General features: G+C 69.5%; 11 protein-coding genes and 4 pseudogenes. 11 read left to right on the forward strand and 4 right to left on the reverse strand.

Annotated elements, in window-relative coordinates; all coding sequences use genetic code 11:
* The first annotated feature begins 80 nt into the window (after nt 1–80).
* The 7 genes and pseudogenes from H0I39_RS13915 (at nt 81) to H0I39_RS13940 (ending at nt 7,492) form a co-directional block, all read left to right on the forward strand.
* A pseudogene (locus tag H0I39_RS13915) lies at nt 81–1,796 on the forward strand (NADH-ubiquinone oxidoreductase-F iron-sulfur binding region domain-containing protein).
* Nucleotides 1,793–2,143, forward strand: a pseudogene (locus H0I39_RS22355) (2Fe-2S iron-sulfur cluster-binding protein); the annotation flags it as partial. The pseudogenes H0I39_RS13915 and H0I39_RS22355, both read left to right, overlap by 4 nt.
* A gap of 149 nt (nt 2,144–2,292) precedes the next feature.
* Nucleotides 2,293–5,052 carry a molybdopterin-dependent oxidoreductase gene (locus tag H0I39_RS13925; protein ID WP_444547279.1) on the forward strand — a complete coding sequence of 920 codons (2,760 nt, stop codon included), beginning with the start codon at nt 2,293–2,295 and terminating at the stop codon, nt 5,050–5,052.
* Nucleotides 5,053–5,074: 22 nt separating this feature from the next.
* The gene (locus H0I39_RS13930; protein WP_180550911.1) at nt 5,075–5,533 is read left to right on the forward strand and encodes a DUF2721 domain-containing protein; all 459 of its coding nucleotides are present in this window, start codon (nt 5,075–5,077) and stop codon (nt 5,531–5,533) included.
* Nucleotides 5,534–5,537: 4 nt separating this feature from the next.
* Nucleotides 5,538–6,245: a hypothetical protein gene (locus tag H0I39_RS22360; protein ID WP_257645798.1), complete on the forward strand. Its 708-nt coding sequence runs from the start codon at nt 5,538–5,540 to the stop codon at nt 6,243–6,245.
* Nucleotides 6,149–6,667 carry an FUSC family protein gene (locus H0I39_RS22365; RefSeq protein ID WP_308645858.1) on the forward strand — a complete coding sequence of 173 codons (519 nt, stop codon included), beginning with the start codon at nt 6,149–6,151 and terminating at the stop codon, nt 6,665–6,667. The genes H0I39_RS22360 and H0I39_RS22365 overlap by 97 nt, the downstream gene beginning before the upstream one ends.
* 3 nt (nt 6,668–6,670) lie before the next feature.
* Nucleotides 6,671–7,492, forward strand: coding sequence for a hypothetical protein (locus H0I39_RS13940; RefSeq protein WP_180550912.1), 822 nt, complete (start codon nt 6,671–6,673; stop codon nt 7,490–7,492).
* 159 nt (nt 7,493–7,651) lie between these two features.
* Here H0I39_RS13940 and ubiM read toward each other — a convergent pair whose 3' ends face one another.
* The 4 genes from ubiM to H0I39_RS13960 all read right to left on the reverse strand — a co-directional run bounded on the left by ubiM (nt 7,652) and on the right by H0I39_RS13960 (nt 10,838).
* On the reverse strand, nt 7,652–8,863 hold the full coding sequence (gene ubiM / locus H0I39_RS13945; protein WP_180550913.1) for a 5-demethoxyubiquinol-8 5-hydroxylase UbiM: 1,212 nt from the start codon (nt 8,861–8,863) through the stop codon (nt 7,652–7,654).
* Nucleotides 8,864–9,083: 220 nt separating this feature from the next.
* Entirely contained in the window at nt 9,084–9,536 is a 453-nt protein-coding gene (locus H0I39_RS13950; protein WP_180550914.1) for an acyl-CoA thioesterase, read from the reverse strand.
* Nucleotides 9,537–9,655: 119 nt separating this feature from the next.
* Nucleotides 9,656–9,895, reverse strand: coding sequence for a thioredoxin family protein (locus tag H0I39_RS13955; protein ID WP_180550915.1), 240 nt, complete (start codon nt 9,893–9,895; stop codon nt 9,656–9,658).
* Between the two features lie 34 nt (nt 9,896–9,929).
* A complete protein-coding gene (locus H0I39_RS13960; RefSeq protein ID WP_257645799.1) occupies nt 9,930–10,838 on the reverse strand; it encodes a permease in 909 nt (302 codons plus the stop codon).
* Between the two features lie 335 nt (nt 10,839–11,173).
* On the opposite strand from H0I39_RS13960, the gene H0I39_RS13965 reads away from it, so the two are divergent.
* The 4 genes and pseudogenes from H0I39_RS13965 (at nt 11,174) to H0I39_RS13980 (ending at nt 15,090) form a co-directional block, all read left to right on the forward strand.
* Nucleotides 11,174–11,692, forward strand: a complete 519-nt coding sequence (locus H0I39_RS13965) for a DUF3305 domain-containing protein (RefSeq protein ID WP_180550916.1) — start codon at nt 11,174–11,176, stop codon at nt 11,690–11,692.
* A gap of 4 nt (nt 11,693–11,696) precedes the next feature.
* The gene (locus H0I39_RS13970; RefSeq protein ID WP_180550917.1) at nt 11,697–12,416 is read left to right on the forward strand and encodes a DUF3306 domain-containing protein; all 720 of its coding nucleotides are present in this window, start codon (nt 11,697–11,699) and stop codon (nt 12,414–12,416) included.
* Nucleotides 12,376–14,477: pseudogene (locus H0I39_RS13975) on the forward strand (4Fe-4S binding protein). Before H0I39_RS13970 ends, H0I39_RS13975 begins: the two are co-directional and overlap by 41 nt.
* Nucleotides 14,474–15,090: pseudogene (locus H0I39_RS13980) on the forward strand (TorD/DmsD family molecular chaperone). Before H0I39_RS13975 ends, H0I39_RS13980 begins: the two co-directional pseudogenes overlap by 4 nt.
* The last annotated feature ends 123 nt before the right edge of the window (nt 15,091–15,213 follow it).

Here is a 15,213-nt window from a genome sequence, read left to right on the forward strand (position 1 = left end):
GGCTTGTCTCCTTGAACTTATGGTTGGAACTGGCAGTATGCCGAGGTCGCCCGCACCAGTGCGGCGGCGTTTGCACAATAATGCATGTCATGCCCACCGAGACAAGCATCAAAATTCATCCTCGGCGCCCGCGCCACCAGCTGAAGGGGCGCCAGCCGAGCGATGCGGCCCGCGCCGAAGTGCGCGCGTTGATCGGCCCGCCGCCGGCCGAGGGGCACCGGCGCGATCTGCTGATCGAGCACCTGCATGCGCTGAACGACCACTGGCACGGCCTGTTCGAGCGGCACCTGGTGGCGCTGGCGGCCGAGATGCGGCTGTCGATGGCCGAGGTGTATGAGGTGGCGAGCTTCTACCACCACTTCGAGCTGCTGCGCGACGACGCCGCGGCGCCGCGGCTGACGGTGCGAGTGTGCCAGTCGCTCAGCTGCCAGCTGGCGGGGGCCGGGGACTTGCTGGCGCGGCTGCCCGCGCTACTGGGCACGGACGTGCAGGTGGTGCCCGCGCCCTGCATCGGCCGTTGCGAGCAGGCGCCGGCCGCGCTGGTGGGGCAACGCGCGCTGGGCTATGCGACGGCGCAGGACATCGTTTCAATGTCAAGCAAGGCTTCAGCGCCCGCCAGTCAAGCGCAAGCAGCTCCTGAAGTGATAGCTTTCGAGGCCTATCACCAAGGCGGCGGCTACGCGCTGGCGCAGGCCGTGGCGCGCGGCGAGCGCGATGCCGAGGGCGTGATGGCCGCGCTGGAGCACGCCGGCCTGCGCGGCCTGGGCGGCGCGGGCTTTCCGGCCGGGCGCAAGTGGCGCATCGTGCGGGGCTTTGATGCCCCCGGTTGATGGCGGTCAACATTGACGAAGGCGAGCCGGGCACCTTCAAGGACCGCTTCTATCTGGAGCGCGACCCGCACCGCTTTCTGGAAGGTGTGCTGATCGCCGCGCACGTGGTCGGTTGCGAAGCCGTCTACATCTACCTGCGCGACGAGTACCCCGAATGTCGCGCCATTCTGACGCAGGCGCTTGCCGAGCTGCAAGCCGCGCCGGAGCTGCGCGGGCAGCTCCCGAAAATGGAGCTGCGCCGCGGCGCCGGTGCCTACATCTGCGGCGAAGAGTCGGCCATGATCGAAAGCATCGAAGGCAAGCGCGGCGAGCCGCGCCTGCGCCCGCCCTACATCGCCGAGCGCGGTTTGTTCGGCCGCCCGACGCTGGAGCACAACTTCGAAACGCTGTATTGGGTGCGCGAGATTCTGGAGCGCGGCCCCGAGTGGTTCGCCAGCCAAGGACGCCATGGCCGCAAGGGCTGCGCAGCTACAGCGTGAGCGGCCGGGTGAAGCAGCCGGGCGTGAAGCTGGCCCCGGCCGGCATCACGCTGCGCGAGCTGGTCGACGAGTACTGCGGCGGCATGGCTGAGGACACGCGCTGTACGCCTACCTGCCCGGCGGCGCCAGCGGCGGCATCCTGCCCGCGCGCCTGGCCGATGTGCCGCTGGACTTCGACACGCTGCAGCCGCACGGCTGCTTCATCGGCAGCGCGGCGGTGATCGTGCTGAGCCAGCACGACAAGGCGCGTGACGCGGCGCTGAACATGATGCGCTTCTTCGCCGATGAAAGCTGCGGCCAGTGCACGCCCTGCCGCGTCGGCACCGTGAAGGCTGCGCAGCTGATGGAAGCGCCCGTGTGGGACGCGGCCACGCTGAATGACCTGAGCGCCGTGATGGTCGATGCCTCGATCTGCGGCCTGGGCCAGGCGGCGCCCAATCCCATGCTGTGCGTGCAGCGCTACTTTCCGCACGAGGTGGAGCCATGAATGCACCGCTGAAACCCCCAGCGCTGGCCAGCGTGGCGTTCGAACTCGACGGTCGGCCCGTGGAGGCGTTCGAGGGCGAAACCATCCTGAAGGCCGCCGAACGACACGGCGTCGAGATTCCGCGCCTTTGTTATACGGACGGTCTGCGCGCCGACGGCAACTGCCGCGCTTGCGTGGTCGAGATCGAGGGCGAGCGCGTGCTGGCCCCCAGTTGCTGCCGCGCCGTGCAGCCGGGCATGAAGGTGAAGGCCACGAGCGAGCGGGCGCGCAAGTCGCAGAACCTGGTCGTCGAGATGCTGATGGCGGAGATGCCGGAAGCCGGCTTCAAGTGGAACGATGACGAAGCTCCTTCCCCGCTGGGGAAGGCCGGGATGGGGGCCATCCACGTTGGACGAGGGCGCGCCGCCGGCCCCACCCCAACCCTCCCCAGCGGGGGAGGGCACCACCCCAACCCTCTCCCGCGCGCGGGAGAGGGGCAACAGCCCCAAGCGCGCACATCGCGGCTACCGGCACGGATGCCCCCTCTCCCGCCAGGCGGGAGGGCAAGGGTGAGGGCGCGGCCCCCATCGGCCAGCACGGCGAACTCAGCGCCTGGGCCCATCGCATGGGCATCACGGTACGCCCCGCGCTGCAAGCCCTGAAGCGCGCCCAACCCGCGCCCGACCTCAGCCACCCCGCCATGGCCGTCAACCTCAGCGCCTGCATCCAGTGCACGCGCTGCGTGCGCGCCTGCCGCGAGGCGCAGGTGAACGACGTGATCGGCTACGCGGGGCGCGGCAGCCACGCGCGCATCGTGTTCGACCTGGAGGACCCGATGGGCGCCAGCACCTGCGTGGCCTGCGGCGAATGCGTGCAGACCTGCCCCACGGGCGCGCTGATGCCGAAGGCGCACATCGGCCCGCAGAAGGTGGACCGGCAGGTCGATTCGGTCTGCCCGTTCTGTGGCGTCGGCTGCCAGATCACCTACCACGTGCGCGATGAGCAGATCGTCAGCGTGACTGGCCGCGACGGCCCGGCCAACGAAGGCCGGCTGTGCGTGAAAGGGCGGTTCGGCTTCGATTACGTGGCCAGCCCGGAACGCATCACGAGGCCGCTGATCCGGCGCGCCGACGCACCCAAGAACGTCGAGCATTGCGAGCAGCACCCCGACTGGCGCAGCGTGTTCCGCGAGGCGACTTGGGAAGAAGCCCTCGACCTGGCCGCCGGCAAGCTGGTCGAGTTGAAAGCGCAGCACGGCCCGAAAGCGCTGGCCGGCTTCGGCAGCGCCAAGGGCAGCAACGAAGAGGCCTACCTGTTCCAGAAGCTGGTGCGCACCGGCTTCGGCAGCAACAACGTCGACCACTGCACGCGGCTGTGCCATGCGTCCAGCGTGGCGGCGCTGCTGGAGGGCGTGGGCTCGGGCGCGGTCAGCAACCCGGTGAAGGACGTGGAGCACGCCGAACTGATCCTCATCATCGGCTCCAACCCCACGGCCAACCACCCGGTGGCGGCCACGTGGATGAAGAACGCGGCGCAGCGCGGCGCGAAGATCGTGCTGGCCGACCCGCGCGTGACCGACATCGCGCGCCACGCCTGGCGCGTGCTGCCCTTCAAGCCGGGTGCCGACGTGGCGATGCTGAACGCGCTGCTGCACGTGATCGTCACCGAGGGGCTGTGCGACGAGGCATTCCTGCGCGAGCGCGCCGACAACTTCGAGGCCTTGAAGCAGAACGTGCAGGGCTATTCGCCCGAGGCGATGGCACCGATCTGCGGCATCCCGGCCGCCACGCTGCGCGAAGTGGCGCGCGCCTACGCCACGGCCAGGACGGCGATCATCCTGTGGGGCATGGGCGTGAGCCAGCACGTGCACGGCACCGACAACGTGCGCTGCCTGATCGCCCTGGCCACCTGCACCGGCCAGATCGGCCGCCCCGGCACCGGCCTGCACCCGCTGCGCGGCCAGAACAACGTGCAGGGCGCCAGCGATGCGGGGTTGATCCCCATGATGTACCCCAACTACCAGCACGTGGCCGATGCATCGGCGCGTGAATGGTTCGAAGACTTCTGGGGCCAGCCGCTCGACCCGAATCCGGGCTACACGGTGGTGGAGATCATGCACAAGGCGCTGGCCGACGACAGCGACCCGCACAAAGTGCGCGGCATGTACATCATGGGCGAGAACCCCGCGATGAGCGACCCCGACCTGAACCACGCGCGCCATGCGCTCAGCAGCCTGGAGCACCTGGTGGTGCAGGACATCTTCCTCACCGAAACCGCCTGGCTGGCCGACGTGGTGCTGCCTGCGTCGGCGTGGCCCGAGAAGACCGGCACCGTGAGCAACACGGATCGCATGGTGCAGCTGGGCCAGCAGGCGCTGCAGCCGCCGGGCGAGGCACGCGCTGACCTGTGGATCATCCAGCAGATGGCGCAGCGCCTGGGGCTGGACTGGCGCTATGAAAACGAGACTCCCTCCCGCGCTGGGGAGAGCCTGCCCCGGACGCGATCCGGGGCTGGGGTGGGGGCCGGCGGCGGTGAATGTGAATACGCCGCCGGCCCTCACCCCCACCCTCTCCCCAGAGGGGCGAGGGAGCAAGGACCCACACACGCCGACCGCAGCGCCCAGAAACGCCCTCTCCCGCTGGCGGGAGAGGGCAGGGGTGAGCGTGCGGCCGCCTACCACGGCGTCGCCGCCGTCTACGACGAGATGCGCCGCGCCATGCACGGCGCCATCGCCGGCATCACGTGGGAGCGCCTGCAGCGCGAAAGCAGCGTGACCTACCCGTGCCTCGCCGAAGACGACCCCGGCCAGCCCATCGTCTTCACCGACAGCGTGCCCACGGCCAGCGGACGCATTCAGCTGGTGCCGGCCGACATCATCCCGCCCGACGAGCGGCCCGATGCCGATTACCCCATGGTGCTGATCACCGGCCGCCAGCTGGAGCACTGGCACACCGGCGCCATGACGCGCCGCTCCGAGGTGCTGCACGCCATCGAGCCCGGCCCCACCGTCAGCATGCACGGCGACGACCTGGCGCGCCTGGGCCTGCAGCCCGGCGCCACCGCGCGCGTGCAATCGCGCCGGGGCGAGGTGGCGCTGACGGTGCGCCGCGACGACGGCACGCCGCCCGGCAGCGTGTTCATTCCCTTCGCTTACCGCGAGGCGGCGGCCAACCTGCTGACCAACGCCGCGCTCGACCCGTTCGGCAAGATTCCGGAGTTCAAGTACTGCGCGGTCCGGGTCGAGCGGGTGGGTTCGCCAGCGCTGCCAGCAGCGTGATCGCAGCGGGCAGAATCGCGCCATGGCCCTGCCCGAAATCAACATCACCAACGTCAGCCAGGCCATCCAGCTGGCGCTGACTCCCGTGTTCCTGCTCACGGGCATCGGCGGCCTGCTCAACGTCATGACCGGGCGGCTGGCACGCATCATCGACCGCGGGCGCTACCTGGCCGAGACGCCGCCGCCCACGCTGGCGGGTAGTGCGCGCCTGGAGCGTGAATTCCATGATCTGGAGAAGCGCCGTCGCCTGGCCAGCGGCGCCATCACGGCCTGCACCTTCGCGGCACTGACCACCTGCCTGGTCATCGTGCTGCTGTTTCTGGAGGTGATGGGCTCGCTGCGCATCATGTGGTTGGTCGGGCTGACTTTCATGCTCTCCACGCTGGCGCTGGTCATCAGCCTGGCGCTGTTCCTGCGCGAGGTGCATCTGGCCACGTACACCGTGCGCATCGCGCAGCACAGCGGCCAGACGAGGTTCTGACGCGGTGGACGATCCGGTGCGCGAATTCAAGCGCGGCCCCTGGTGGTCCTGGTCGCGCTTCCAGGCCTTTCTGCGCACCGAGCTGGGGCACCTGACCACCGTGCACGCCAGCGACCGCCCCTGGCAGATGCCACTGGCAGCGGCGCTGGCCTCGGGCCTGCCGCTGATGGTGGGTGCGTGGTTCAACCGGCTGGATTACGGCCTGGCCTCTTCGCTGGGTGGCCTGGTGTTCCTCTACGTGCCGCGCACCGCGCTGCACCACCGCATGGTCACGCTGATGGCCTGCGCCTTCGGCATGTCGGCGTGCTACGCGCTGGGGTTGATGAGCCACTTCTATCCAGCGCTGATGGCGCTGTCGCTGGCCGTCATCACCCTGCTGGCCACCATGGTGTGCCGCTTCTACGCCGTGGGGCCGCCGGGCAGCTTCTTCTTCGTCATGGCGGCGGCCATCGGCGCGCACATGCCGATCCACGTGCCCGACTTTCCGCTCTACGTCGGCCTGTTCACGCTGGGCTGCGTGCTGGCCTGCCTGATCGCGTTCGGCTACAGCCTGTGGATCTTGCGCCTGCGCGAGCCGGCGCCCATCGCGCCCTGCCCGCGCCCACGTTCGACTTCGTGGTGTTCGACTCGGTCGTCATCGGCGTGTTCGTCGGCGGGTCGGTGCTGGTGGCGCAGGCGCTGGGCCTGCAGCGTGCCTACTGGGTGCCGGTGAGCTGCCTGGCCGTCATTGCCGGTGCCACGCTGCGCGCGGTGTGGGACAAGCAGCTGCAGCGCATCCTGGGCACCGCGCTGGGTCTGCTGCTGGCGTGGGGCTTCATGGCGCTGCCGTTCAACCCGTGGCTGATCGCGGCCATGGTGATGGTGCTGACCTTCATCATCGAAACGCTGGTGGTGCGCCACTACGGCGTGGCGGCGGTGTTCATCACGCCGCTCACGCTGCTGCTGGCCGAGGCGGCGGCGTTCGGCCAGCAGTCGACCATGGCGGTGCTGCAGGCGCGCTTTGTCGACATCGTGCTGGGCAGCGTGATCGGGCTCGTCGGCGGCGCGTGCATCCACAGCCCGCGCTTTCGCGCCGCCGTGTCGCCGTGGCTGCGGCGGCTGGCGCCGCAGCGCCTGCTGCCGCCGCCGCGCTGAGCCATGCAGCTCACCCGCCGCCACACCCAGCGCCTGCGCCAGATGCTCCGCTCGGCCGGCTGGCCGATGCTGGACGTGCTGGAGGCCGAACTGCTGACCGCCGGCCTGCTGCAGCGCGTGCCGGGCAGCGCGGGCGCCGAGACGCTGCGCGTGACCGACGCCGGGCTGGCGGCCATCGCCGCATCGGCCGTCAGCAACCGCGCCGCGCTGTCGGCGCACGAGGCGCTGGTGCAGCGCGTGGCGACCGAGCTGGCGCGCGCCGGGCGCATCGTGTGGCGCGGGCTGGGGCTGCGCGTGCCGCTGCCGCCGGTTGATGGGTCGAATCAGGCTACAGCGCTTGCTGGGCAAGCGCCATTAGCTATCAATAGTGAAGTTTCTGAAGACGATGGAGGCCTTGGCGAGACCATGGTGCCCGGTGCCCCGAAGGCCCGCTGGCTCGTCGCTTGCCCCGACGTGTTCTCGCTGCGCCACACCAGCGTCGAGGCCTACCTGCAACCCACCGTGCACGAGATCAAGGTCAGCCGCGCCGACCTGCTGGGCGACCTGAAGCGGCCCGACAAGCGCGCCGCCTACCTGCAGATGGGCGGCGCCTGCTGGTACGTGCTGGGCCGCGATGCGAAGGGCCGTGCCATCGCCAGCCCCGAGGAAGTGCCGCCCGAGTGCGGCGTCATGCAATGGGAGGCGGATGATCGCCTGGCCGTGTTGCGCCCTGCACCGCGCCGGACGGTCGAGCGGTTGCCATTCCACGTCTGGATGGCGCTGGCGCGCGCCACGCCGCTGCCGCCGCCCGAGGACGAGCAGGGCGATCTGGCCGTCGCGGATTGAGTGGGCACCTGCTTTGTGGGAGCGGGCTTGCCCGCGATGGCAGCGCTTGGACCACAAGATACGCCGCATCGCGGGCAAGCCCGCTCCCACAAGAAATCAGAACGTTATCCGCCCCGAGTCGCCGCCGGACAAGCGCGAGCAGCCATCTAATCAATAGCGTCAAGGCCGCCCCGCCAGCTGCGCCGCGACGGCGCGCTTGAACGGCGTCACGCGCTCGGCCACGCGCAGCACGGCGTCGCGCAGCAGGCGCGCGGGCGGCGCATCGGCCGTGTACAGCGTGGCGACCAGGCGCGTGGCCTCGTACAGCGGCCGCGTGGCCAGGCGGTGTGTGCGCTGGTAGCGCGCCAGTGGCTCGGGCGCGCCGATGTCACGGCCGGCGGCGTGGGCGGCCAGCAGCTCGCGCGACAGCGCTTCCACGCTCAGCAGCCCGAAGTTGAAGCCGTGCGCCGTCACCGGGTGCATGCCCACCGCCGCATCGCCCACGCAGGCAAAGCGCGGCGCCACCAGCCGGTGCGGGTACACGCCCACCAGCGGGTAGGCGTGGCGCGTGCTGGTCAGGCGCATCGCGCCCAGCCGCCCGTCGAAGCGGCGCGTGATCTCGGCGCTGAAGGCGGCCTCGTCCAGCGCCAGCAGCGGCTCGATCTGCTGGTGCGGCAGCGTCAGCACCACCGAGGCGCGGTGCGCGCCGGTGGCCGGGTCGTCGTTCATGGGCAGCAGTGCCAGCGTCTGGCCGTGGCCGAACCATTCCCAAGCCGCGTGGTGGTGCGGCAGCGCGTGCGTGAACTGGCTCACCACCATGCTGCGGCCAAAGTCGTGCATGCCCGCGCCGATGCCCACGGCGCGCCGCGTGGGCGAGAAGCGGCTGTCGGCCGCCACCAGCAGCCGCGCCTGGTGCGTGGCGCCGCTGGCCAGCGTGACCTGCGCCGTGTCGGTGGTCACGTTGACCCGCGCCACGCCGTCGCCGGCGATCAGCGTGATGTCGCCATGCCGCGCCATGCTGTCCTGCACCGCGTCCCACGCGGCGCGGCGGATCAGGTGGTTGGACACCAGCCAGCCCAGTTCGCTGCGCGCCGTCAGGCCGTGGCCGATGGTCATGGCGAAAGGCGACGGACCGTTCATCACCTTGGCATCGCGCAGCGGCGCCAGGGCGGCCGGCTGATGGCCTTCGATGCGCTGCCACAGGCCAAGGCGCCGCAGCGTCTCGGCCGAAGGCTGGGTCAGCGCGATCTCGCGCCCGTCGAAGGCCGGCTCGGCCATGGCTGCCTGCGGTTGCTGCTCCACGATGCCGATGGACAAGCCGTGACCCGACAGCGCCTGCGCCAGGCACAGCCCGGCGGGGCCGGCGCCGCTGATGAGAAGGTCGAAGTGCATGGCCGACGAGGATAGGCGCCGCGGCATCGGCCGGCATTGACCCCAGTCAATCGCGGCCGCGTGTGCTGCGGGCGCGCCCGAGGCCGCTGGCACCGCTGTCCAGCACGGCTGGCTGTTACATACTCCCCTATAGGTGGACCGCAAACGCCCGTCTATAAAGCGATTCAACTGCATACTCCAAACAAGTCAACGGCTGGACAAGGCGACGTCGCCGGTGATGTCAGCCCGCCGCCATGGCCGCATTCGCCATCGCCTGCAGGCGCTCGCGCACCGACGCCGGGAGCGGCGCGACGCGGCGCGTCTGGCGGTCGATGAACACGATGCCGGTCTTGCCCAGCGCCACTTCGCGCCCGCTCTGCAACTCGCGCATGCGGAATTGCAGGTCGAAGCCGTAGCGGTTGAAATCGCTGGCCGCCATCTCGATGCGCAGCGTCTCGCCGTGGTAGCCCTCCGATTTGTACTGCGCCATCAGGTCGCCCACCACCACGGCCGTGCCTTCGATGTGGCCCTCGCGGTAGCCCAGCGCCTGGAAGAAGCGCACGCGCGCCTCCGACACCAGGCTCAGCAGCTGGGCGTTGTCGAGGTGCCCGCCCTGGTTGACGTGGCTGATGTAGATCTGCACATCGGTGTGAAAGTCGTAGCGCGGCAGCGCGGGGTGGATCAGTCGGGGCATGGGCGGCGATTCTGCAGCAGCGGCTTGGCCAGGCCATTGCCTCAGTCGACAGGGCGCTTGCCACCATGGCCGCAAGCCGCCGATGGCGGGAGAGTCTTGAGTGCGATGCGCGCCACGCGTTAATTCCGTGCTCTCAACAACCCCGCAATCTCCTCCGCCGTCAACACCCGCCCGGTGCTCACCACCTGATCATCGAAGGCCAGGCCGGGCGTGGACATGACGCCAGCTTTGGCGATGTCGGCCATGTCGGTGACCTTGACGACTTCGTCGCTGCGGCCGAGATGGGCGACGGCGGCCTGGGCGTTTTCGGCCAGCGCCACGCAGTGCTTGCAGCCAGAGCCGAGGATCTTGATCTGCATGTGAACTCTCCTTGGGTGGGGTGAAAGCCAGCCCTCACACGAACCAGTGCGCGAGGGCGTTGAACAGGTAGCCGATGACGACGATGCCGCTCGTCACCAGCACGAAGAACAGCACCAGCAGCGGCGTACGCACCACCTGCTTGAGCATGATGAGCGAGGGCAGCGACAGCGCCGTCACGGCCATCATGAAGGCCAGCACGGTGCCCAGGCCCACGCCCTTGCCGATCAGCGCCTCGGCAATCGGCAGGGTGCCGAAGATGTCGGCATACATGGGCACGCCCACAGCGGTGGCCAGCGGCACCGACCACCAGTGTTCCTTGCCGAGCAGCGCGGTGATGAAGGGCTGCGGAATCCAGTTGTGGATGGCGGCGCCGATGCCGACGCCGACGAGGATGTAGAGCCACACGCGGTGCACGATGTCGCGCACCTGCTCGCGCGCGAAGCGCAGGCGGTCGGGCAAGGCCAGTGCTTGCTGCGGCACCTCGGCCATCTGGGCCTGGCGCACGAAGTCGGCCACGTGGCGCTCCATGCGCGCGTGGTCGATCACCGTGCCGCCGATCACGGCCAGCACGACGCCGACCACGACATAGGCGATGGCGATGGGCCAGTTGAAGATGCTGGCCAGCAGGATGACCGAGGCCAGGTCGACCAGCGGCGACGAGATGAGGAACGAAAACGTGGTGCCCAGCGGCAGCCCGGCGCTGGTGAAGCCGATGAACAGCGGGATCGACGAGCACGAGCAGAACGGCGTGATGGTGCCCAGCAGCGCCCCGGCCAGCCGCGCACTCACGCCGCTCATGCTGCCCAGGATGCGGCGCGTGCGCTCGGGCGGGAAGTAGCTCTGCACCCACGAGATGCCGAAGATCAGCACCGACAGCAGGATGAAGATCTTGACGACGTCGTAGACGAAGAAATGCACGCTGCCGCCCAGGCGGCTGTTCATGTCCAGCCCCAGGGCCTCGACCCCCAGCGCACCAGATCGGACAGCCACTGCATGCGCAGCAACTGGTTGTTGAGCCATTCGAAAACGGACATGGGCGCAGCGTGAGTGATTTCACTCGCAGCTTAATGGATGGCGGCGTGTGCGTGAGGGCAGGCGCCGCAAGCTGCCAGTGCCGATGCGCGAGTCGCCCCGGTGCTGGTGGGCTTGCTGCCCCGTCGGCCGCACAAGACGGGCGTACTCGGGATAATCGGGCCGTGAACGCCGCTTCTGATTCTTCGGCAGTCGAACCTGCACCCATTCATGCCGCCCGCCCGACCATCCGTGTATCGGTCCTGATGCAGCGCGTGCCCAACCACGGCGCCGCCGCGCGCTGGCAGCCTTGGCGCTGGGTGCTGGGTGACGTGGTGCCGCAGCAGCCGCAGCACGGCGATGCGCCGCACCAGCTGTACGACAACGACAGCGGGCAATGCTGGATCTTTCCCGGCCACACCGTCAGCCTGTTCAAGGACGATGCCGAGGGCTACTACCTGAACGTGACCACGCCCGCGCCGGGCTGGTTCGTGCTGTGGCGCATGGACGAGACCGCGGAAGGTGGCGAGCCAATACCGCAGCCGCAGGCCGTCAGCCTGAGCTACCACGACGCCGGCCGCTGGCTGGACGCGCAGGAGACGGTGGAGCAAGTGCCCGCGCCGCCCGAGGTGGTGGAGTGGCTGCGCGCCTTCGTCGATGCGCACTACCAGCCCGAACCCAAGCGCCGCCAGCGGCCGCAGAGCTTTCAGCCGCTGACGGACCGCTTCGGCAACCCGGCGCGCGTGTCGACCGAGCAGAAGCGGCGCGGCGGGGGCGGGGCGTGAAGCGATGAGCGACGAGCAGAGCGACGGATTCCTGGGCCGCTGGTCGCGCCGCAAGGTGCAGGCGCGCACCGGGCAGCCGCTGGCCGAGCCAAGCGTGCCGCCGGTGGCGGCTGTGCCGGCACCGGCGCCTGCGGTCGATGACCTGGAGGTTTCCGAGTCCAATCGGCCTCCAGAGCTCGTTGATACTTCGCAGGCAGCTATCAATAATGAAGCAAAAGAGCCCGCGCCAGCACCGACGCTGGACGACGTGAAGGCGCTCACCATCGATTCCGACTTCAAGCCCTTCGTGGCGCGCAGCGTGACGCCTGAGGTGCGCAACGCTGCCTTCAAGAAGCTGTTTGCCGATCCGCACTTCAACGTGATGGACGGGCTGGACATCTACATCGACGACTACACCCAGCCCGATCCGCTGCCCGCCAGCATGCTCAAGCAGATGGCGAGCGCGAAGTTTCTGCGCCTGGTCGAGGACGAACCCGAGGTGCCGGGCGATGCGCCCGCGGCCGACGAACCGCCCGTGGCCCAGGTGCCCGCGGAGGGCGCGGCCGAGCAACCCCGCGCCGATGCGGCCGAGGGCGATGTGGCACAGTCCGACGCATGCAAAGATTTGCCTATGTCGGCCCCGCTGGCCGAACCCACGGGGGCGCCCGCCGATGCGCACCCTGATCTGCGATTGCAACCAGACGATGCCGCTCGATGCGAAGCGGATCGGCCTGGCGCTGCATGAGGAGCTGACCCCGCATTCCACGCTGTGCCGCCGCGAGGCGCCGGCGTTTCAGCGCGCGCTGCAGGGCGGCGAGTCACTGGTGGTGGCCTGCACGCAGGAGCAGCGCCTGTTCGCCGAACTGGCCGACCAGACCGAGGGTGCGCGCACTTCGGTGATCCGCTTCGTCAACATCCGCGAAACCGGTGGCTGGAGCCGCGACGCGAAACAGGCCACGCCCAAGATCGCCGCGCTGCTGGCGGCCGCGCGACTGCCCGATCCCGAGCCGGTGCCCACGGTGAACTACCAGAGCGCCGGCCGCCTGCTCATCATCGGCGCGCTCGACGACGCCGAGCGCGCCGCCGCGCTGGTGCAGGACGTGCTGGACGTGACGCTGTTCACCACCGGCCCCGGCAACGCCGGCGGTGCGCAGGCGCGGCGCTGGCCGGTACTGGGCGGGCAGCTGAAATCGCTGAAAGGCTGGCTGGGCGCGTTCGACGTCGAATGGTCGGCCAGCAACCCGATCGACCTGGACCTGTGCACGCGCTGCAATGCCTGCGTGGCCGTGTGCCCCGAGAACGCCATCGGGCTCGACTACCAGATCGACCTGGCGGCCTGCAAGTCGCACCGGGCCTGCGTGGCCGCCTGTACTGCGGCGGGTGCTATCGATTTTGACAGGCCGGCGAATCTTCAGCAGGAGCGCTTCGACCTGATCCTGGACCTGCGCGCACCCGACGCCACGCCGACCTTCCTGCAGCACGCGCCGCCGCAGGGTTATCTAAGGGGGACGGGCGCGACGCCGGCACGCTGCTGAAGCTGCGCGAGCTGGTGGGCGAGTTCGAGAAGCCGCGCTTCGTGCAATACAAGCCCGCCATCTGCGCCCATGCGCGCAACGAACAGGTGGGTTGCAGCGCCTGCATCGACATCTGCTCGGCCGAGGCGATCAGCAGCGAGAAATCGCAGAACCGCGTAAAGGTCAACTTCAACCTGTGCGTGGGCTGCGGCGCCTGCACCACCGTGTGCCCCACGGGCGCCATCACCTACGCCTACCCGCGGGCGCCGGAGCAGGGCGCGCGCATCAAGACCCTGCTGTCCACCTACGCCGCGGCCGGCGGGCAAGGCGCTGTGCTGTTGCTGCACAGCCAGGACAAGGGCCAGGCGCTGATCGACGAGCTGGGCCGCGCCGCGCAGCTCAAGCTGATGCACGGCGTGCCGCACAACGTGCTGCCGCTGGCGCTGTGGCACACGGCCAGCCTGGGGATCGACGTGTGGCTCGCCGCCGTCGCCTGGGGCGCCCAGCAGGTGGTGGTGCTGACCACCGACGAGGAGGCGCCGCAGTATCTGGACGGCGTGCAGGCCCAGATGGACGTGGCCCAGGCGCTGCTGAACGGCCTGGGCTACAGCGGCACGCACCTGAAGCTGCTGCGCGCCAGGACGCCGCAGGATCTGGACCACGCGCTTCAAAACCTGAAGCAGACACAGCAGCGCACGCCGCGCGAGCCGGCGCGCTTTGCCTTGGTGCCCGAAAAGCGCAGCACGCTGGAACTGGCGCTGGATCACCTGATCGCGCAGTCGCCCTTGAAGGCCGCCGAGCGGCCCGAGGCCATCGCGCTGCCTGCCGCATCGCCCCTTGGCGCCGTGGTGGTCGACCAGGCCAAGTGCACGCTGTGCCTGTCCTGCGTCAACGCCTGCCCGGCCGCGGCCCTGCAGGACAACGAGGAGCGGCCGGAGCTGCGCTTCATCGAGAAGAACTGCGTGCAGTGCGGCCTGTGCGTGAGCACCTGCCCCGAGGATGCGATGGCGCTGCTGCCGCGCCTGTCGCTGGCGCCCGAGCGGCGGCAGCCACGCGTGTTGAACGCGGCCCAGCCCTACGGTTGCATCCGCTGCGGCAGACCCTTCGGCACCGTGCAGGCCATCGAGGCCATGCTGGGGCGACTGGCCGGGCACGCCATGTTCCAGGGCGCGGCGCTGGAGCGCCTGAAGATGTGCGCCGACTGCCGCGTGATCGACATCTATTCGGCCGACAACGAAGTCGGCATCGACGACGTGGCCGATGGCCGCAACCTGCAGGGGTGGAAGCCATGAGCGAGCTGCATCTGTCCGACGAAGGGCTCGACGAGGAAATCGCCCGCGCCGAGGTTTATGGGCTGCTGGCGCAGCTGTACCAGGCGCCGCCAGCGCCTGACTTGCTGGCCAACCTGCGCGTGGCCGTGACCGAGGCACCGACCGCCGGCGGCTTTCTCGAAGAGCCCTGGCGCCAGGTGGTGGGGCGGCGCGCGCGCAGACCGATGCGCAGATCGCCGATGAGTACGACGCGCTGTTCGGCGGCGTCGGCAAGCCCGAGGTGCTGCTGTTCGGCTCGCACTACCTCAGCGGTTTTCTGAACGACAAGCCGCTGGCCCAGCTGCGCACCGACCTGGCGCAACTGGGGTTGACGCGCGACGAGGCCCTGGCCGAGACGGAAGACCACATCGCCTACCTGTGCGAGGTGATGCGCTACCTGATTGCCGGCGACGACGTGGCCGTGGCCAACCTGACGCAGCAGCAGCGCTTCTTTGCCACGCACCTGCAACCCTGGGCGGATCGCCTGTGCGACGACCTGGCGGCGCACCCGGCGGCGCGCTTCTACCGCGCGGTCGCCCAGTTCACCCGTGCGTTCATCAGCGTCGAGGCGCAGGGCTTCGATCTGACGGCCTGAAAGGTACTGTCCAACGACGCTTTGCGGTACCGTTGAATCATTTGGGTTGTTTGCGCAGCTGTGGCCGGCGCGAGTTGCTATCAATTGAAAAGCGCTGTCAAACCTATAGACGTTGTTCGCGCT

The organism is Ottowia beijingensis, assembly GCF_013423955.1.
GTDB lineage: Bacteria > Pseudomonadota > Gammaproteobacteria > Burkholderiales > Burkholderiaceae_C > Ottowia > Ottowia beijingensis.